The 18,352-nt window shown below is 57.9% G+C and carries 20 protein-coding genes and 1 pseudogene; 12 read left to right on the forward strand and 9 right to left on the reverse strand.

Annotation, left to right across the window (positions count from 1 at the left end):
• The 5 genes and pseudogenes from thrC (at position 1) to ACZ1HE_RS06620 (ending at position 5,596) form a co-directional block, all read left to right on the forward strand.
• Entirely contained in the window at positions 1–1,392 is a 1,392-nt protein-coding gene (gene thrC / locus ACZ1HE_RS06600) for a threonine synthase (RefSeq protein WP_472620067.1), read from the forward strand.
• Positions 1,389–2,652: pseudogene (locus tag ACZ1HE_RS06605) on the forward strand (M16 family metallopeptidase). Before thrC ends, ACZ1HE_RS06605 begins: the two are co-directional and overlap by 4 nt.
• Complete coding sequence (locus tag ACZ1HE_RS06610) at positions 2,652–3,236, forward strand: GNAT family N-acetyltransferase (protein ID WP_472620068.1); 585 nt, start codon at positions 2,652–2,654, stop codon at positions 3,234–3,236. Before ACZ1HE_RS06605 ends, ACZ1HE_RS06610 begins: the two are co-directional and overlap by 1 nt.
• Before the next feature lie 101 nt (positions 3,237–3,337).
• Positions 3,338–4,165: an MBL fold metallo-hydrolase gene (locus ACZ1HE_RS06615; protein ID WP_472620069.1), complete on the forward strand. Its 828-nt coding sequence runs from the start codon at positions 3,338–3,340 to the stop codon at positions 4,163–4,165.
• A gap of 15 nt (positions 4,166–4,180) precedes the next feature.
• Positions 4,181–5,596, forward strand: a complete 1,416-nt coding sequence (locus ACZ1HE_RS06620; protein ID WP_472620070.1) for an FAD-binding oxidoreductase — start codon at positions 4,181–4,183, stop codon at positions 5,594–5,596.
• 52 nt (positions 5,597–5,648) lie between these two features.
• On the opposite strand, the gene ACZ1HE_RS06625 is transcribed toward ACZ1HE_RS06620, so the two are convergent.
• Positions 5,649–6,131 carry a fasciclin domain-containing protein gene (locus tag ACZ1HE_RS06625; RefSeq protein ID WP_472620071.1) on the reverse strand — a complete coding sequence of 161 codons (483 nt, stop codon included), beginning with the start codon at positions 6,129–6,131 and terminating at the stop codon, positions 5,649–5,651.
• Positions 6,132–6,297: 166 nt separating this feature from the next.
• Positions 6,298–6,837: an adenine phosphoribosyltransferase gene (locus tag ACZ1HE_RS06630; RefSeq protein WP_472620072.1), complete on the reverse strand. Its 540-nt coding sequence runs from the start codon at positions 6,835–6,837 to the stop codon at positions 6,298–6,300.
• 335 nt (positions 6,838–7,172) lie between these two features.
• On the opposite strand from ACZ1HE_RS06630, the gene ACZ1HE_RS06635 reads away from it, so the two are divergent.
• Entirely contained in the window at positions 7,173–7,346 is a 174-nt protein-coding gene (locus ACZ1HE_RS06635; protein ID WP_472620073.1) for a hypothetical protein, read from the forward strand.
• A gap of 6 nt (positions 7,347–7,352) precedes the next feature.
• Here ACZ1HE_RS06635 and ACZ1HE_RS06640 read toward each other — a convergent pair whose 3' ends face one another.
• The 4 genes from ACZ1HE_RS06640 to ACZ1HE_RS06655 all read right to left on the reverse strand — a co-directional run bounded on the left by ACZ1HE_RS06640 (position 7,353) and on the right by ACZ1HE_RS06655 (position 10,872).
• Positions 7,353–7,982 (reverse strand): LysE family translocator, encoded by a 630-nt coding sequence (locus ACZ1HE_RS06640; RefSeq protein WP_472620074.1) that lies wholly within the window; start codon positions 7,980–7,982, stop codon positions 7,353–7,355.
• A 53-nt stretch (positions 7,983–8,035) separates the two neighbouring features.
• A complete protein-coding gene (locus tag ACZ1HE_RS06645) occupies positions 8,036–9,043 on the reverse strand; it encodes a DUF418 domain-containing protein (RefSeq protein ID WP_472620075.1) in 1,008 nt (335 codons plus the stop codon).
• A gap of 320 nt (positions 9,044–9,363) precedes the next feature.
• Positions 9,364–10,236 carry an S-methyl-5'-thioadenosine phosphorylase gene (locus ACZ1HE_RS06650; protein ID WP_472620076.1) on the reverse strand — a complete coding sequence of 291 codons (873 nt, stop codon included), beginning with the start codon at positions 10,234–10,236 and terminating at the stop codon, positions 9,364–9,366.
• A 72-nt stretch (positions 10,237–10,308) separates the two neighbouring features.
• Complete coding sequence (locus tag ACZ1HE_RS06655) at positions 10,309–10,872, reverse strand: invasion associated locus B family protein (RefSeq protein ID WP_472620077.1); 564 nt, start codon at positions 10,870–10,872, stop codon at positions 10,309–10,311.
• A 175-nt stretch (positions 10,873–11,047) separates the two neighbouring features.
• On the opposite strand from ACZ1HE_RS06655, the gene ACZ1HE_RS06660 reads away from it, so the two are divergent.
• The gene (locus ACZ1HE_RS06660) at positions 11,048–12,682 is read left to right on the forward strand and encodes a SulP family inorganic anion transporter (protein WP_472620078.1); all 1,635 of its coding nucleotides are present in this window, start codon (positions 11,048–11,050) and stop codon (positions 12,680–12,682) included.
• Between the two features lie 51 nt (positions 12,683–12,733).
• Here ACZ1HE_RS06660 and ACZ1HE_RS06665 read toward each other — a convergent pair whose 3' ends face one another.
• Both ACZ1HE_RS06665 and ACZ1HE_RS06670 read right to left on the reverse strand, forming a co-directional pair.
• Positions 12,734–13,366 (reverse strand): CatB-related O-acetyltransferase, encoded by a 633-nt coding sequence (locus tag ACZ1HE_RS06665; RefSeq protein WP_472620079.1) that lies wholly within the window; start codon positions 13,364–13,366, stop codon positions 12,734–12,736.
• On the reverse strand, positions 13,366–13,971 hold the full coding sequence (locus tag ACZ1HE_RS06670; protein ID WP_472620080.1) for a flavin reductase family protein: 606 nt from the start codon (positions 13,969–13,971) through the stop codon (positions 13,366–13,368). Before ACZ1HE_RS06670 ends, ACZ1HE_RS06665 begins: the two co-directional genes overlap by 1 nt.
• 90 nt (positions 13,972–14,061) lie before the next feature.
• Between ACZ1HE_RS06670 and ACZ1HE_RS06675 the strand changes: the two genes are divergently transcribed.
• The 4 genes from ACZ1HE_RS06675 (at position 14,062) to ACZ1HE_RS06690 (ending at position 16,542) form a co-directional block, all read left to right on the forward strand.
• The gene (locus ACZ1HE_RS06675; protein ID WP_472620081.1) at positions 14,062–14,550 is read left to right on the forward strand and encodes a GNAT family N-acetyltransferase; all 489 of its coding nucleotides are present in this window, start codon (positions 14,062–14,064) and stop codon (positions 14,548–14,550) included.
• A gap of 46 nt (positions 14,551–14,596) precedes the next feature.
• Positions 14,597–15,355 (forward strand): EcsC family protein, encoded by a 759-nt coding sequence (locus tag ACZ1HE_RS06680; RefSeq protein WP_472620082.1) that lies wholly within the window; start codon positions 14,597–14,599, stop codon positions 15,353–15,355.
• A gap of 88 nt (positions 15,356–15,443) precedes the next feature.
• On the forward strand, positions 15,444–15,896 hold the full coding sequence (locus ACZ1HE_RS06685; protein ID WP_472620083.1) for a DUF1178 family protein: 453 nt from the start codon (positions 15,444–15,446) through the stop codon (positions 15,894–15,896).
• Positions 15,897–15,900: 4 nt separating this feature from the next.
• The gene (locus ACZ1HE_RS06690) at positions 15,901–16,542 is read left to right on the forward strand and encodes an SDR family NAD(P)-dependent oxidoreductase (protein WP_472620084.1); all 642 of its coding nucleotides are present in this window, start codon (positions 15,901–15,903) and stop codon (positions 16,540–16,542) included.
• Between the two features lie 4 nt (positions 16,543–16,546).
• Here the strand turns inward: ACZ1HE_RS06690 and ACZ1HE_RS06695 are convergent, their stop codons facing one another.
• Complete coding sequence (locus tag ACZ1HE_RS06695) at positions 16,547–16,897, reverse strand: hypothetical protein (RefSeq protein ID WP_472620085.1); 351 nt, start codon at positions 16,895–16,897, stop codon at positions 16,547–16,549.
• A 184-nt stretch (positions 16,898–17,081) separates the two neighbouring features.
• Between ACZ1HE_RS06695 and ACZ1HE_RS06700 the strand changes: the two genes are divergently transcribed.
• Positions 17,082–18,320: an aspartate kinase gene (locus ACZ1HE_RS06700; RefSeq protein WP_472620086.1), complete on the forward strand. Its 1,239-nt coding sequence runs from the start codon at positions 17,082–17,084 to the stop codon at positions 18,318–18,320.
• Positions 18,321–18,352: the final 32 nt, after the last annotated feature.

Consider the following 18,352-nt stretch of genomic DNA (forward strand, 5'->3'; position numbering starts at 1 on the left):
ATGAAATACATCTCGACCCGGGGCCAAGCGCCCGAGCTGACATTTGAAGAAGCCATGCTGACCGGCCTGGCACGCGACGGCGGCCTGTATGTGCCTGCCGAAATTCCGACGATGACCAAGAACGAGATCGCCGACCTTGCGGGCAAATCTTATGAAGAAGTCGCTTACCGCGTCATGCGCCCCTTTGTCGGTGACAGCTTCTCGGACGAAGAATTTCGCGCCATCATCGACCGCGCCTACGCGGTATTCGGCCATGACGCCCGTGCGCCTTTGGTGCAGCTGAACGAAAACCACTATTTGCTGGAACTGTTCCACGGCCCCACGCTGGCGTTCAAAGACTTCGCCATGCAGCTGATCGGTCAGCTGTTCCAGGTTGCTCTGAAACGCCGCAACGACCGCGTGACCATTGTCGGCGCCACATCAGGTGACACCGGTTCGGCGGCGATGGAGGCGTTCAAGGGCCTCGACGCGGTCGACGTCTTCATCCTGTTCCCCGATGGCCGCGTCTCTGAGGTGCAGCGCCGCCAGATGACCACCCCGCAAGAGGCAAACGTTCACGCGTTGGCGCTGGATGGCGATTTCGACGACTGCCAGGCGGCGGTCAAAGAGATGTTCAACGACTTCGACTTCCGCGATGGCGTCAAACTGGCCGGTGTGAACTCGATCAACATCGCGCGCGTGTTGGCGCAGGTGGTCTACTACTTCACCTCAGCCGTGTCGCTTGGCGCACCGCATCGCAAGGTCAGCTTTACCGTGCCCACCGGCAACTTTGGTGACATCTTTGCCGGCTACATCGCCAAGCAGATGGGCCTGCCGATCGAGCGTCTGGTTGTGGCCACCAACCAGAACGACATCCTGCACCGCTGCCTGAGCGGGCAGGGCTATCACAAGGGCGAGACGATCCCCTCGATCAGCCCGTCGATGGACATTCAGGTCAGCTCGAACTTTGAACGCGCTTTGTATTTCGCCTATGGCCGTGACGGCAACGCCGTGTCGCAGTTGATGGACGAGCTCAAATCGGGCGGCGGGTTCGAGGTCAGCCAAGGCGCGATGGAAGCCCTCAGCGAGCAATACGATTCTGGCCGCGTCAGCGAAGACGAGACACTGGCGACGATTAAATCGACACTGGCGTCGAGCGGTGAGCTGCTTTGCCCACACTCGGCTGTCGGCGTGATGGTCGGCGAGGCGCAACGCGATGCCGCCACACCGATGATCACCCTTGCCACCGCACACCCCGCCAAATTCCCGGCAGCGGTCGAAGAGGCCAGCGGTGTACATCCACCTCTTCCCTCTCGCATGTCTGATCTATATGAACGCTCGGAACGGATGACCCGCGTTGCCAATGATCTGGGCGTCCTGCAATCCCATATCAAAGAGCATATCGCCAAGTGACAGTAAGACAGGATCAGCTGAGCAACGGTTTCCGGATCGTCAGTGAACACATGCCGGGGCTGCAATCTGCCTCGATCGGAATCTGGGTCGCCGCCGGCTGCACGCCATGAACGCATCGAGCAGAACGGCATCGCCCATTTCCTTGAACACATGGCGTTCAAGGGGACCGAGCGGCGCAGCGCCTTGCAGATCGCCGAGGCGATCGAGGATGTGGGCGGCTATATCAACGCTTACACCTCGCGCGAGGTAACGGCGTATTATGCTCGCGTGCTCAAGGCGGACGTGCCGCTGGCGATGGACGTGATCGGCGACATCGTGATGAACCCGATCTTTGACCCCAAAGAGATCGAGATCGAGCGCGGTGTGATCCTGCAGGAAATCGGTCAGGCGGCAGATACGCCAGATGATGTGATCTTTGACTGGCTGCAGGAAGAAAGCTATCGCGATCAACCTTTGGGGCGGACCATTCTGGGCCCGACAGAGCGGGTGAGCAACTTCACGCGCGAGGACCTGTCGGGCTTTGTGGCGGAACACTATGGCCCTGAACAGATGATCCTGTCTGCCGCTGGTGCTGTGGATCACGACATGCTGGTCAAACTGGCGACTGAGATGTTTGGCCATCTGAAGCCCCGCAAGGGCCTGATCGCCGATGCCGCCCGGTTTACCGGCGGTGAGGCGCGCCAGCTCAAAGACCTGGAGCAGGCGCATTTTGCTTTGGCGCTGGAAAGCCCCGGATACCGCGACGATCAGATCTATACGGCGCAGATCTATTCCAGTGCTTTGGGCGGCGGCATGTCGTCCCGTCTGTTTCAGGAAGTGCGCGAAACCCGCGGCCTCTGCTATACGATCTTTGCTCAAACCGGCGCCTATGCCGACACCGGCGCCACCACGATTTATGCGGGCACATCCGGCGAGCAGGTCGCGGAATTGGCGGGCATCACCATCGACGAGATGAAGCGCGCCGCTGACGACATGTCAGATCAAGAAGTCGCCCGTGCCCGCGCCCAGATGAAAGCCGGGATGTTGATGGGGCTGGAAAGCCCGTCGAACCGCGCTGAACGTCTGGCCCGATTGGTTCAAATCTGGGACGAGGTGCCCTCCCTCGAAGATACCGTGACCCGTATCGACGCCGTCACGACCGAAGACGTGCGCGCCTTTGCCGAGCAGATGGCTGTCAATGCGCCTGCTGCACTTGCGGTCTATGGCCCGGTCGATGCGGCACCGTCTCTGGAGGAGTTGCAGCAGAGGCGCGCCGCCTGATGCTTCTGTCCAAGCGCAAGCTGAAGATCGAGACCGAACGTCTGAGCCTGCGCCCGCCGGTGCATTCAGATTTTCGCGAATGGTCTGCCTTGCGCCGGTCAAGCGAAGCTTACCTGACCCCGTGGGAGCCCAGCTGGGCCGCCGATCACCTGACCCGCAAGGCTTTCACCAACCGGGTCTATTGGGCGCAGCGCTCGGTCTCGGGCGGCACGGCCATCCCACTGTTTCTGTTTCGCCGTGAAGACGAGCGCCTGCTGGGGGCCATCACGCTGGACAACATCCGTCGCGGCCCTGCACAAGCGGGTACACTGGGCTATTGGACTGGTCAGGCCTATGCGCGCCAAGGCTTTATGCGCGAAGCCATCGGTGCGATGCTGCATTACGCTTTTGCCCGCCTTGACCTTAGTCGTATCGAAGCGGCTTGCCTGCCTGAAAACGCTGCCTCTCGTGGGCTGCTGGAAAGCTCGGGTTTCAAGTACGAAGGCGTTGCGCAGTCCTATTTGCAGATCAGCGGGCGGTGGCGAACGCATGTATTGTATGCATCACTGCGCAGTGACCGGCGTGGAAAAACCGACGCCGGGTGATGTGTGGTGAGTTCGGATTGCGGCTTTGCCCCAAACCTCGCCGATTTATTAACAAGAAGAAGATAGGGTGACTTGAGGCTCATCTGCGCTAGACTTCTCTCATGCGGTGGATTCTGGCAGGTGTCTTGAGTTTGGTGGCAGCGGCAGCGGGCGCGCAAGAGCGGCGGCCAAGCCACTGCATCGCCATTGCAGATGCCGCGCCCGGTCTCGAGTATCTACACAAAGCCAGCTGGCAGGATCCGGTGCCGAAGTATTCGGTCAGGATCAGCTATATCGCCCATGCCTCTTTCCTGTTGCAGACTCATGGGGGGCTGAGCGCAGTGACAGATTTCACCGGATTCATCGGCAATGTGGATCTGATCCCCGATGTGGTCACCATGAACCACGCCCATGAAACCCATTGGACCGCCTTTCCCGACCCGGCGATCAAACACCCCCTTAACGGTTGGGGCGAAGAGTTCGGCCAAGGCATCGAGCATCACCTGGATCTGGGGGAAATGCTGGTCCGCAATGTCTCGACCGACATCCGCTCGCAGTTCAGCGGGGTCGAAACCAAGGGCAATTCGATCTTTGTTTTCGAGGTCGAGGGGCTGTGCATTGGGCATCTTGGCCACCTGCATCACATGCCAAGCGACGAACAGTTTGCGGCACTTGGGCGGCTCGATGTGGTGATGGCCGCCGTGGATGGCGGCTCAACACTTGCACTGCCGGAAATGATCAAGGTGATCAACCGGCTCAAGTCGTCAATTGTTATTCCCATGCATTGGTTTGGCGACTATACGCTTGGGGCGTTTCTTGTCGGAGTTCGCGAAGAATTCGATGTGCGGCGCGACTGGATAAACGAGATCGAAGTGTCCCTGGCAACCTTGCCCGACCGTCCCACGGTGATCGTGCTTGAGCCTAAACACCTGATTGAACCTGACAACTAGCTCTTGAGGATTGGCATGATTTTGAACGCGGCGGATGAGGCATTTGCAACGCGGTTGAACACCCTTGTGCCCGAGGATGTACTGCGCCCGCCCGAAGCCCGTTATGCCCAAGACCCGCGCGGCAGACGCGAAGGGCGGGTTGGTGTTCTGGCTTTGCCGCGTGACGTGAACCAGGTCTCAACCTTGGTCAAAGCCGCAGCCGAGGCGCGCGTGCCGGTGCTGCCCTATGGTGGTGGGACCGGACTGGTGGGCGGGCAGGTGGCATGGGATGGCCCGGCGCCGCTGGTGATCTCGCTCGAACGCATGTCGGCGATCCGGGGCGTCTACCCGACCGAAAACGTGTTGGTGGCAGAGGCGGGCGCTGTACTGGCTGATGTTCAGGCGGCGGCCGAGGCCGAGGGGCGACTGTTTCCTCTGTCGCTGGCTGCCGAAGGGTCGTGCTGCATAGGTGGTAATCTGGCGACCAATGCGGGCGGCGTGAATGTTCTGCGCTATGGCAATACGCGCGATCTGTGCCTAGGACTTGAAGCGGTACTGCCCAACGGCGAAATTTGGAACGGCCTGACCCGGCTGCGCAAGGACAACTCTGGCTATGATTTGCGCAACCTGCTCGTGGGGTCCGAGGGGACGCTGGGCGTCATCACCGCCGCCGCATTGAAACTCTCGCCTGTACCAGTGGGGCAGGGTACGGCGATGATCGTTGTACCCTCGGCTGCTGCCGCGTTGGAGCTGCTCGCCTTGGCGCGTGCGATCGTTGGGGATGGCGTCAGCGCCTTTGAACTGATCCATAGGCAGGGACTGGAGTTCCTGGCTGAGGTTTTGCCGGACGTCCGCCAACCCTTTGCCGAGCCGCCTGAATGGTGCGTGCTGATCGAACTGGGGCTGGGGGCCGGACTAGACCCGGCGCAGATGCTTGAACTGCTGTTTGAACAGGCCGCTGAGCAGGGGCTGGCTCTGGATGGCGTGATTGCGCAATCACAGGCGCAGCGGCAAGAGCTTTGGACCGTGCGCGAGCACATCCCCGAGGCGAACCGCCTCATCGGCTCCATCGCCAGCCACGACATCTCGGTCCCGATATCGCTGATCCCGGATTTTGTGGAGGAAGCAGGCAAACGCATTGCGGCCAAGGGCGAATTCCGCATCAACGCCTTTGGCCATGCTGGCGACGGAAACCTGCACTACAACATCTTCCCACCCAAAGGGCAGTCGCGAGATGCATTTAAACCAATGGCGGGCGATCTGACCCGCATCGTGCATGATCTGGTGCATCAGATGGGCGGATCGATCAGCGCCGAACACGGCATCGGACGGCTAAAGGCGGCGGATCTGGAACGCTATGGCGACCCGACCAAGCTGGCCGCGATGAGGGCGGTCAAAGCCGCCCTCGACCCATTGGGTATCATGAACCCTGGCGCTGTTTTGCGCGCTTAGAAGTGGGTATACGCAGTGTGGGTGGCGGTAAAACTAGCCACGCCTAAATCGTTTACGAACTGGGCAGAATAACTTTGTCGATCACGTGGATCACGCCATTGCTGGCGTCGATATCAGCCGCAACCACAGTCGCGTCGTTGACCATAACCCCATTGTCCAGATCAATGGTGACATTGCTGCCCTGTACAGTCGCAGCTTTCATGTCATCGCTTAGGTCGGTCGACATGACTTTACCCGGAACGACATGATAGGTGAGGATCGCAATCAACTGATCCTTGTTTTCGGGCTTGAGGAGGTTCTCAACCGTTCCTTCCGGCAGGGCCGCAAATGCCGCGTCGGTTGGGGCGAAAACGGTGAATGGGCCGTCGCCCTTCAAGACGTCGACGAGTTCGGCTGCCTGAACTGCAGCCACCAGGGTGCCAAAGTCGCCCGCGCCTACGGCGGTGTCGACAATGTCTTTGGATGTGTTGCCTGCAAAAGCGGCGGTTGCAGTGATGGCTGTAGCAGCCGCGATCAGAGCGAATTTGCGAAACATAAGGTATCCTCCTTGTCATGCCGTCAGTGGCAATGGAAAGGCTACGGGATGGCATGGCAGCCGGATCAAAGAGTGCCCACGGTTTCTTGGCTTGAAGCGGTGTCGTCTTGCGCTAAGCCGCGCAAGACCAGTAAATCCAGTCACGATCTTGTGACCGATTTTTGACTTACTCTCCCTCGAATGCGCACAAGACATGGACGTCCATACCCATTTCTTCCAGTCGTTTGCGGCCGCCCAGGTCAGGAAGATCGATAATGAACGAGCAAGAGATGATTTCACCACCCAGACGTTCGATCAGCTTGATGCCTGCTTCAGCTGTGCCTCCAGTGGCCAACAAATCATCTACGACCAGAACTTTTTCGCCCGGCTGAATGGCGTCGTCGTGGATTTCAACAATCGCCTCGCCATATTCAAGCTTGTAGTCTTGACTGATTGTTGTTCCCGGAAGCTTGCCCTTCTTGCGAATGGGAACAAAGCCGACACTTAGTTGATGTGCAATTGCACCCCCAAGGATAAAGCCGCGGGCTTCAAGCCCGACGACCTTGTCGATTTGCTCGCCTGCGTAGGGATGCAGCATCTGATCGATGGCCATGCGGAACCCGCGGGGATCAGCAAACAGGGTTGTCACATCTCGAAACATGATCCCCTCGTGAGGGAAGTCTACGATCGTGCGGATGTAGTCTTGTACCGATGTTTTCTTTGGCATTTAGCGCCCCCAATTCAGGTCAGAATAAATGGGGTTTGGCCGATGTGACCTCAGCTTGCAAGTGTCAAACCGTCCAATTTGGGCATAGCGAGACACGCCGTCGTTTACTTCTTGTCCTACTTGCCGACGTGGCTGCGATACAATGCTGACGGTCGCCAAAGAATGTGGGGGTTTTGCTAATTGCGGTGGTCTTGAATGAGAAGAGATGTTGCGATTAACAGGTTCAACTGGTTTCGGTTCTTTCTGGTTACTCGTGTTGTCACATATTGAGTTGCTATGCTTTGTATATACAAAGAACATTGGTATGTGGCGATCAAACGTGGGGGGCGGAAACAATGCAGAAAAAGGATGGCAAGTCGTCGAGTAAGAAAAATGCTCAACTTGTCCTTCGATTGGACAAGGCTGAAAGAGACGCTTTTGTCGATCTGTGCAGGGACCTTGATACTAGCGCAGCCAGAGAAATTCGCCGCTTTATTCGCGGGTTTTTGAATGAGAACAAAGAAGACTAAACACTATCAGGCGGGGCGGCGCAAAAACGCGGTGGCCAGTCCCATTCCCATCAAAGTGAGCCCACCAAATCGGGTCAAACCGTCGATCACAGCCGGGCGTCCGATCCACTGTCTGAGTTTGTCAGCAAGCAGCGCGTAAGCCAAAGCATTCAGGCCAGCCAACCCCACAAACGTTGCGATAAGCAGTACGAATTGCGGTAAAAGGGGATCGGACAAACGCAGAAACTGCGGAACAAAGGCAATAAAAAAGGCGATTGATTTTGGATTAAGGGCCGTGACCAAAGCAGTGTGAAAAAACACACTACGAGGCGTAACTTCGCCGCCGGTAGAAAGCGTTGTCATACCCTTCGATGGCGCCGAACGCAGTAACTTGAACCCCAGCCAGAGTAGATAGACAGCCCCCGCCCATTTTAGCACCGTGAACAAAGATGCAGAGGCCAGAACCAATGCACCCAAACCTGCGAGCGAGGCCGACATGGCTACAAGATCGCCCAATGCAACACCTGTCGCCGAAGCTACGGCAACGGGGCGCCCTTTGGACAAGGCGTAACTGAGCACCAAAAGGACCGTCGGCCCGGGTATCAGGAGCAAGGCCGTCGAAGCGGCGGCAAAGGCGAGCCAGAGATCAAAAGACATGTGACGGGTCCTTTCGGCTTTTGCTTCGCAGAATCACCCGGTCAGCTTGCGCATCATTGCCTCCAGCGGGCCACGACGAAAGAGGCGTGACCAAAGTATTGCATAAATTGAACAAACCGCTGCAAATCCCATTCCGATCCAAAAATTTCTGACCCAGTCAGAGTACCGCCCAATAACCCAAGTTCTTCCAGTGTTCCCATCCCGACAAGGATATGAGCGACATAAAGTGTAAGAGCCTGTCGACCTGGGGCGGTCAATGCGAGCGACAAGTGAAGTTTGTCCAATATCGGAATGAATTTCAGTACCAGACCGATAGTAACGCAAGCCGTACCTGTTCCTGCCAGAATGTAGAATGGGCCTGGAGGTATGGACTCGGTGCCCAATAGTGCTTGCAGGTCTGGGTCATGGGTCAGGAACTGCGGTAGAAGAGCAAAAATTGCGGCTGCTGCTCCCCACAGGATCAAACGGTGCTGAACGCAGCGTTGCCCGAGGTTGGCTTGTCCCAAAGCCATCCCAATGAACAGGAACGCAGCCCATGGAAGGACAGGATGCCACCCATTGAACAGTGCGTTGCGCACAAATCCCGGCAACGTCCAAAGGTCCGTGTAAACAAGTGAGTCCCAGTCCCATCCTAGGTCATAATCAACGATCAGATGAGTAATGAGAGACAGCGCCACGATCCCCGCTGCTGCCAACCACAGAACGCGGGCTGATCTTCCGATAAGCGGGATCGCAACCAGGAAATACAGGGCATAGAAATGCAGAATGTCGGCGTCGAAAATCATCATGTTCAGCAGGCCGATACTAAACAGGAACACAGCCCTTTTGACCATTAGAACAGGCGTCGGCTTGCCCAAAGTGACGCCGATCCCAGCCAAAACAACAAACATTGCGGCCGCGCGCCCCTCAAGGCTGTCGATCAGAACATTGGCCCAATCCGTTCCCGGAGAGACTTCGGCAGCGATACGAAAATTAACCAACACCATGCCGCAAAAAGCCAGAAAACGAGCGGCGTCCAGACCATGCAACCGGGTGGACGAGCGGGCATCATGTGCTTGCATGGCAAGGTCTCCGGAAAAGGTGTTGGTCAGAGTGAAATGGGTAGCGAAAGTAAGTTTGTCGAGACGTAAGTGATCAGGTTCTGGGCAGAGACGTATTCGCCTAGTCAATAATTTTTGCACCGATCAGGTTTCGGTACTGTCTTGGTGGGTAAGTGTTTTTTTGCTTTGGCAATGCTATGCAGGCCAGCCGACAAAATACAACGGCGTCCTTCACAGTGCGTAAACGGCACTCGATAGCAGCTCCCCAACTTTTGCCCATTATCTAAGGGGTAAACGCCACTGCTAGAGCCTTTCGGCGCTACGAGCGCCGGAGCGCGTGCTCAAAGCACGCGTCCTGCAATCGCATCCAACTTTGCCAGCAGTGCAGGGTCGCGTTTTTCGGGGGCGGTCAGGATCGCATATTCCAGCGCCCGGTCGCAGCCATGGGGGCAGGGTTCGCGGTCTTCACCCAGCAATGCAGGCAGGCCTTTGACCAAGGCGCGGCCCTTTTCGGCGTTCCCGGTCAGTGTCGCGATGATGGCGGTCACGTCGACCTCGCCATGATCGGGGTGCCAGCTGTCATAGTCGGTGACCATGGCGACGGATGCATAACAAAGTTCTGCCTCTCGGGCGAGCTTGGCTTCGGGCATGTTGGTCATGCCGATGACATCCGCGCCCCATTGCTCGCGGTACATCTTGGATTCCGCGAGTGTGGAAAATTGCGGGCCTTCCATAGCCAGATAGGTGCCGCCGCGGTGCACATTGATACCTGCCGCCTTGGCCGCCGTTTCGCACGCGTCGCTCAGACGCGGGCAGGTTGGGTGGGCAACGCTAACATGGGCCACGCAGCCGGTGCCGAAAAAGCTTTTGTCGCGTGCAAAGGTCCGGTCGATGAACTGGTCAACGATGACGAAATCACCCGGTGCCATCGCCTCGCGGAACGATCCGCAGGCGCTGACACTGATCACATCCGTCACACCCAACCGTTTCAACGCGTCGATGTTGGCGCGATAGGGCACCTCGGTCGGGGAATGCACGTGGCCACGGCCGTGACGGGGCAAGAATGCCATGTCGACGCCATCAAGCAACCCGGTCAGAATCTGGTCCGAGGGCGTGCCCCAAGGCGTTTCGACGTTGACCCATTCAGCGTTTTGCAACCCGTCGATATCATAAATGCCCGAGCCACCGATAACGGCAATTTTGGTTTTGCTCACGGGTTCTATCCCCCTGTTGGATTGAGTGTTTTGCAAGTTGTGAGGGCTGATGCCCGGTTTGGCAAGAGCGGCCTATTGGTCAGCGGGCAAAAGGCCGCGTGCCTTGGATTGCCGTTGAAAGTCCCGCCAGGCGTCACCGAAACCAGACAGTGACCAACTCAAGTTCTGAGGTTGGCTATGACGGTCGCGAAAGGTGAACCGAAAGGCCTCGCCATCGTGCATGCTGGCAATCAACGCGTCTGCACTCGCGCCGGTAAAAGTGCAGCTCAACCCCGTCAGACAACCGGGAAATCGGGTGCGCCAGATGTCGCCCTGCATCGTTTCGATCCGGAATCCATTGGGCGAAAACAACGTGCCGGGCTCGACCCCGAAGTCGACCTTGTATCCTTGCGCTTCGGGTGTGATGAACAGGAATTGAGCTGCGAATTTGGGGCGAGGGGAAAAGACATCAACCCGGCGCAAATAGCACCGCTGCACCAATGCGCCCTGTTCCTCTCGCTCGTCACACATGGAATTCCAGATGTCGTGGATTGCGTGATGCGTCACCCGCCAGTTGCCGGGCGTATCATTGCCTTGCAGGTCCTGAGCTGCGGCCGCCAATGGGAGCAGCGCGAGTATCATCCATAGCCATCTCATCCCTCAGGGATGACGATGGTGTGGCATTCTCGCAAGTCACGTTGGCGAGAGGGGTGGTTTTTCGCCTCAGGTATGTTAAGGGCTGCGCGACGTCAGTTGCCGGGCTCGCTGGGTTTTCCTGCGGTTTCCGGCGAGAACGCGCCAAAGTCGCGAACATACCCCATAGGAAACCGCCATGCCCCGAGCCCTTTTGGCCTCATTCGCCAGCCGTTTAGACTATCCCGATCTGCGTTGGATGCCCGACGAAGGCTTCAGCATTGGCCGCATCCGGATTGAACTGCTGTCTGGTCTGACCGTTGCTCTGGCGTTGGTGCCCGAGGCGGTGGCCTTTGCTTTTGTGGCGGGCGTTCACCCGTTGGTGGGCCTTTATGCGGCGTTTCTGGTTGGCCTGATCACGGCGCTGATCGGTGGGCGCCCTGGCATGATCTCGGGCGCGACGGGGGCGTTGGCTGTGGTCATGGTGGCGCTCGTGGCGCAGCATGGGGTCGAATATCTGTTTGCGACCGTGGTCTTGATGGGGATTTTGCAGGTCATTGCGGGTGTGATGCAATGGGGCAAGTTCATTCGCCTTGTGCCGCATCCGGTGATGTTGGGCTTTGTGAACGGGCTGGCGATCGTGATTTTCCTGGCGCAAATGGGCCAGTTCAAAGTGCCAGGCACGATGGAAAACACTGGTCATGGCATGTCAGGTGGCGAGTGGCTGTCCGGCACGCCGCTGTACATGATGCTGGGGCTGGTTGCGCTGACTATGGCAATCATCTGGGTTATGCCGCGTATCACACGGGTCATTCCGGCGCCTCTGGCAGGCATCGCCGTGGTGGCGGGTCTTGTCATTGCGATGGGGTTGGATGTTCCGCGTGTGGGCGATCTAGCCTCGATCAAGGGCGGCTTGCCGAGCTTCCACATCCCGATGGTGCCGCTGAATTGGGAAACCTTTGAAATCATCCTGCCCTACGCCGTGATCCTAGCGGCCATCGGCCTGATTGAATCGCTGCTGACACTGAACCTCGTGGGTGAGATGACCGGCAAGCGCGGTGGCGCCAGCCAGGAATGTATCGCCCAAGGCGCAGCCAACGTTGTCACCGGTTTCTTTGGCGGTATGGGCGGTTGTGCGATGATCGGTCAGTCGATGATCAACGTGAAATCCGGCGGACGGACCCGAGTTGCGGGGATTGCTGCGGCCTTGTTCCTATTGCTCTTCATTCTTGTGGGCTCGCCCCTGATCGAGCAGATCCCGCTGGCCGCTCTGGTCGGTGTGATGTTCATGGTGGTGATCGGGACCTTTGCCTGGAACTCGTTCAAGATCATGCGCAAGGTGCCCCTGATGGACGCCTTTGTCATCGTGCTGGTGACGGTTGTGACCGTGATGGAAGACCTGGCCGTCGCCGTCGTCGTGGGCGTCATTGTCTCGGCGTTGGCCTATGCCTGGAACAACGCCAAGCGCATCCATGCCGAAACCCGCGAATCCCATACCGAAGAGGGCGCGAAAGTTTACGAAATCAACGGTCCGCTGTTCTTTGGCTCAGCGGACGGATTTGGTGAACTGTTCACTGTGAACGAAGACCCCGATACAGTGATCGTAGACTTCGCCAATAGCCGTGTGGTGGACCAATCCGCATTGCAGGCGATCGAGGCCGTGGCACTGAAATACGAAGAGGCGGGCAAGAAAATCATGCTGCGCCATCTGACCCGTGACTGTCACCAGCTGCTAACCAAGGCTGGTCACCTAATGGTCGACAGCGACGACGACCCGGACTATGCGCTGGCCGTGGATTATTCGGTTCGCACCGGTGTTCTGGGCGGTCACTAATCCCCACAGAATTGATGCAAACGGGCGGCTCATCGGGCCGCCCGTATTGTTTCAAAGTCGCTTGAGTGCTTTGATATCGCCGCTTAGCAATGCAGGCTCGGCTTGCGCGATTTGCTCTGCAGGCCAGTTCCACCAGGCGATATCCAGCAGCGCGGCGATCGTATTTGCATCGAACCGGTATTTGACGACCTTGCCCGGATTGCCGGTCACAACGCCGTAATCTGGCACGGTTCCACGTACCACTGCACCCGCACCGATGATTGCCCCGGTTCCGATCTGCACGCCCGGCAGGATCAGGGCGCCGTAGCCGATCCAGACGTCATGCCCGACCAGCGTGTCGCGCGTGTCTGGTTGGTAACTGCTCATCAGCGCGGGGTCGAACACCGGGAACGGGAAACAGGTTAGCCCGTCCATTGCGTGATTGGCCGAACTGGTGATGAACCGGGCCCCATGGGCAATCTGACAGAATTTGCCGATGCGAAGATGCTCGGCGGAGGTTTCAAATAGGTATGGAGCCAGATGGCTCGCCCAATCTTCAGGAGGGTTAAAGTCCGACGCATAGGTGTAATCGCCCACCTGAAACCGGGGGTGGTCAATCACCCGGTTCAGGAACACGGTTCCCTTGTGATCGCTGCCATTTGGCAGCGTCACCGGGTAGCGGCGTGTTTGATCGGGCAAGGGCATCAGTCGTCCGGACGTTGCAGTGAGAAGAGATCGCGCACCACGGAATAGTCGCGATAACCAAGACGCGCCAATGGCTGGAATGTGGTCACGTCAAAGATTCCATCGCGCAGGCAATCGTCGCGCAGGTGGATGCCGGTCACCTCGCCAAATGCCACGCGGTTTGACGCGCCCGGTAAGGTCACGATTTTGGTCAGCTTGCATTCCAATGCGGCAGGGGCCCCTTCGATCCGGGCGCAGTTGATGGTTTCACACTCTACGGCCGTCAAGCCAGCGTGCGCAAACTCGTCCACGGATTTGTCCAGCGTGGCCGAACTCGCGTTCATCGCGTCGCGGGCGGCAAATTCCACCACGTTGACACAGAACTCGCCTGTTTCTTCGATGTTTGCCATGCTGTCCTTGGTGTTGTCCTGATCCTCTTTCACCCCGGTTGAGGCAAACATGACCTGCGGCGGAAAATAGGCCACACCGTTGAAAAACGAGTAAGGGGCAAGGTTGTTTACGCCGGTCCCATCGCGCGACGAAATCCACCCGATCGGGCGTGGCGTGATGATGGCGTTGAACGGGTTGTGGGGCAGGCCGTGGCCGTCCTCGGGGCGGTAGAACATGCAAATCTCTCCAAGTGTTTGCCCTAGGGGTAGCGAAGTGGTAGGGCGATTGCCACCCGTGGAAAGAGTTGGGTAAAGGGCAAGACGCAGGTGATCGAGGTCAAACCGGAAACTGCCAATGATTGGTGGGAGGTCGAGGCGCTCTTTGACCTCTGCTTTGCACCCGGTCGCGAGGCGCTGTCATCTTATCGCCTGCGCGATGACGTGGACCCGGTGAAAGAGTTTTCGCTGGTTGCTCGCGATGAGTTGGGCATTCTGGCCGGTGCTATCCGGTTCTGGCCTGTGCATGTGGGTGAACATGACAGCCTGCTCCTTGGTCCCGTCGCCGTTCATCCGACCCACCAAGGTGAAGGTCTGGGCGGTTTTTTGATACAGGAGGGGCTAGAGGCCGCCGCCAATCACGGTTGGAAACGGGTGATGTTGGTAGGCGATGCGCCCTATTACAACCGGTTCGGGTTCGAGCGTCTGACAGGTGTCGAAATGCCGCCCCCCACCAACCCGGAACGGGTTCTAGGCAATGCCCTGCGAGAGGGGGCCTGGGACGGTGTTACCGGGCCTGTAACCCGCTGGAGCGCTTGAAATCCCGACCTTTGCTCCCAATGTTGAAAGACAAGAAGGGAGCATCATGCACGACATTATCACTCGCCCGCCGCTTAACACGGACATGGAACTGGACCGGATCGCCAAGCATTACCGCTCGGCTGGGGGAACGGGAGTGCAGATGCTCAACGCCTTGGGCGGCAAAGCCGAAGGGCTGCTGGACCAATTGCCAAGTAATGTGCGCGAAGGGTTGAATGAGGCGACTGAACGGGCACTACGACTGTCTGTGAAGGCCGCACAAGGATCGCGCCGCGCTGTGCCGGATCAGAATGAATGGGTCAATGCCGCCGTCACGACTGCGATGGGTGCCGCCGGGGGATTTGGCGGTTTGCCCGGTGCTTTTGTCGAACTGCCTGCCACGACCACGATGTTGTTGCGTGCCATTCAGGGGGTCTCAGCTGAAACCGGCTTTGATCCCGCGATCGAAGGCGTTCAGTTTGATTGCGTTCGGGTTTTGTCTGCGGCAGGCCCATTGGATTTCGACGACGGCGCTGATCTTGGATTTCTATCTGCTCGAGTGACCCTGACAGGTGGCGCTATGCAAAAACTCATCTCGACGGTTGCGCCAAAATTGGCAACCGCGTTAGGGCAGAAGCTGGCGGCGCAAACTATTCCCATTTTGGGCGCAGTTGCGGGGGCCGGGACGAACTTTGTCTATACACGCTATTATCAACAGATTGCGCGCGTTCACTTTGGCCTGCGTCGACTGGCTGTTGAAGCCGATGTGCCGCACGATGACCTTGTGTTGCGGCTCCAGGCTCGTATGTCAGATCAAGTACGATAGAATGGGGTCGACGCATAGGCTGGTTTTCAAGGCTTGATCTCAAAGCTGTTGCAGATATTTATTCGCGAACGCAAACCACGAGCCGCAGATGATTCAGTATTCTTTGAAATGCAGCGAGGGCCATAGTTTCGACAGTTGGTTCCAGTCCGCCGAAGCCTATGACAAGTTGGCGGTGGCGGGCATGGTGACATGTGCGATCTGTGGCGGTTCGCAAGTGGAAAAGGCGATTATGACGCCTCGTGTCCGGCCTGCGCGTTCTGCCGCAACGGCGCCGCAAACCACTGAGGCCGAGCCGAAGGCAAAACTTGGCGAGCCGACCTCGGACGTGGAAAAAGCGGTGGCCCAGGTGCGCAAACAGATCGAAGAAAACTCGGACTACGTTGGCAAGGATTTCGCGTCCGAAGCTCGTGCGATGCACGAAGGTGATGCACCGGAACGCTCGATTTATGGCGAGGCGAACCTGGAAGACGCCAAGTCCTTGATCGATGATGGGGTCCCTGTCACACCTCTTCCTTTCATGCCAAACAGAAAGACAAATTGATCCTATGCATATCCTGATCACGGGGGCCAATCGCGGCATTGGCAAGGCGTTGGCAGATAGATACCGCGCCGGGGGTCACACGGTGACCGGTACAGCGCGCACTGCCTCTGAAGCGGTGAAGTTGGATGTGACGGATCCGGCGCAACACCAGGCGATGGCGGAACAGTTGGCAGGACAGCCCGTTGACCTGCTGGTCTGCAACGCCGGGGTTTACCTTGACAAAGGACAGAACCCCGAGGGCTATCCGGCCGAGATGTGGGCGCAGGCTTTTGCGGCCAATGTCACCGGCGTGTTTCTGACCGTGCAGGCGCTAATGGCCAACCTTGAGCTGGCTGAGGGCGCACGCATCGCAATTATCTCGTCTCAGATGGCCTCACACACCCGCGCCCCTGGTGGAAGTTACATCTATCGTGCGTCTAAGGCAGCGGCGTTGAACCTGGGCCGCAACCTTTCATCTGACCTGAAATCCAAGGGTATCAGTGTTGGAATTTATCATCCCGGGTGGGTCCGCACTGATATGGGCGGGGTTGAAGGGGACATTTCTGTCGACGAGGCTGCCGATGGTCTTGTCGCCCGCTTTTCCGAATTGAATTTGGACCTAACGGGCTGTTTCAAAACATGGGATGGACGCGACCACCCCTACTGAGGCTTCACGGCATTCGCCGGAACTTCGTATACCTCGCCAGGTTCAATAAAAATCCGCATGATCCCGCCCTGAACGTCGTGACTGATGGGCGACGGAGAACTTGAGGACGTTGGCTGGCCATCCTCGAAATAGATGCGCCGGACGTCTCCCCGGGGATTTGCACTGCCAGGGTAACGCCGCCATCTTCTTTGCGGCGCAGCTCGGCATGGCAGTTTTGCAGGGCGGCCCCAGCAACCGCGCAGGGCACGGTGCCCAGGGCATTGTTGTTCCCATCGGTGCCGGAAACGGTGGCTTGTTGGGCAAATAGGGGAGTAGCGAGCAGGGTGAGCGCAAAGGCCGCGGGAAACAAACGCATGGAATTTCCTGTAAGATCAGTGATTTTGTTTCAAACTGGCACCGCCAATCCGGCGTGTAAAGCAGTTGCGACATAAAAGCGGCCCAGATGACGCTAACATTGCGGCCTCGCCACTTGCGATCAAGGACCCCCTCGCATATGAGGCGTGGAACCAACAATCCAAGGCGCGGAGACTTCTGACCCCATGCCCGTACTCGTGATGAAATTCGGTGGCACGTCTGTTGCCAACCTTGATCGTATCCGCCGCGTAGCCAAACGTGTCGGTGTAGAAGTGGCCAAGGGCTATGACGTCATTGTCATCGTATCGGCCATGTCAGGCAAGACCAACGAATTGGTTGGCTGGGTGAATGAAACCTCGCCTCTGTATGATGCACGTGAATACGACGCCGTTGTGTCCTCGGGCGAAAATGTGACCGCTGGCCTGATGGCGTTGACCTTGCAGGAAATGGATGTGCCTGCGCGCAGCTGGCAGGGCTGGCAGGTGCCGTTGATGACCACATCCGCCCACGGTCAGGCCCGGATCGAAGAGATCCCGACCAAGAACATCAACGAAAAATTTGGCGAAGGCATGCGTGTGGCCGTTGTGGCCGGTTTCCAGGGCATCAGCCCCGAGGGACGCATTACCACGCTTGGCCGTGGCGGCTCGGACACTACAGCCGTGGCATTTGCCGCTGCTTTTGATGCGGAACGTTGCGACATCTATACTGACGTCGACGGCGTTTATACGACTGACCCGCGTATCTGTGAAAAGGCGCGGAAGCTGGACAAGATCTCGTTCGAGGAGATGCTCGAACTGGCCTCGCTAGGGGCCAAGGTGCTGCAAACCCGCTCGGTCGAGCTGGCGATGCGCTATAAGGTAAAACTGCGCGTTCTCAGCAGCTTTGAAGAACAATCCGACGAGGCCGGAACCCTGGTCTGCGATGAGGAGGATATCATGGAATCCAATGTAGTTTCGGGCGTCGCCTATTCGCGGGACGAGGCCAAGATGACCCTGCAATCGGTTGCTGACCGTCCGGGCATCGCCGCCACGATCTTCTCTGCGCTCAGCGATGGCGGCGTCAATGTCGACATGATTGTGCAAAACATCTCGGATGAGGGGCGCACTGACATGACCTTTAGCTGCCCGACCGATCAGGTCGCGCGCTCTGAACAGGCGTTGCAAGCGATCAAAGATCAGGGAGAGCTGAACTACGCCGAACTTATTGCTGATACGGATGTCGCCAAAGTCTCGGTCGTGGGCATCGGCATGCGCTCGCAGTCGGGGGTTGCAGCCAAGATGTTTAAGGTGCTCTCGGATGAGGGGATCAACATCAAGGTAATTACAACCTCTGAGATAAAAATTTCCGTCCTGATCGATCGGAAATACATGGAACTTGCCGTTCAGGCACTGCATGATGCCTTTGAACTGGATCAGGCAGCCTGAGCGAAACGCTCTGGGCCTGCCTGAATAAAACA

The sequence above is a fragment of the Falsiruegeria sp. JB4-1 genome (genome assembly GCF_055693495.1).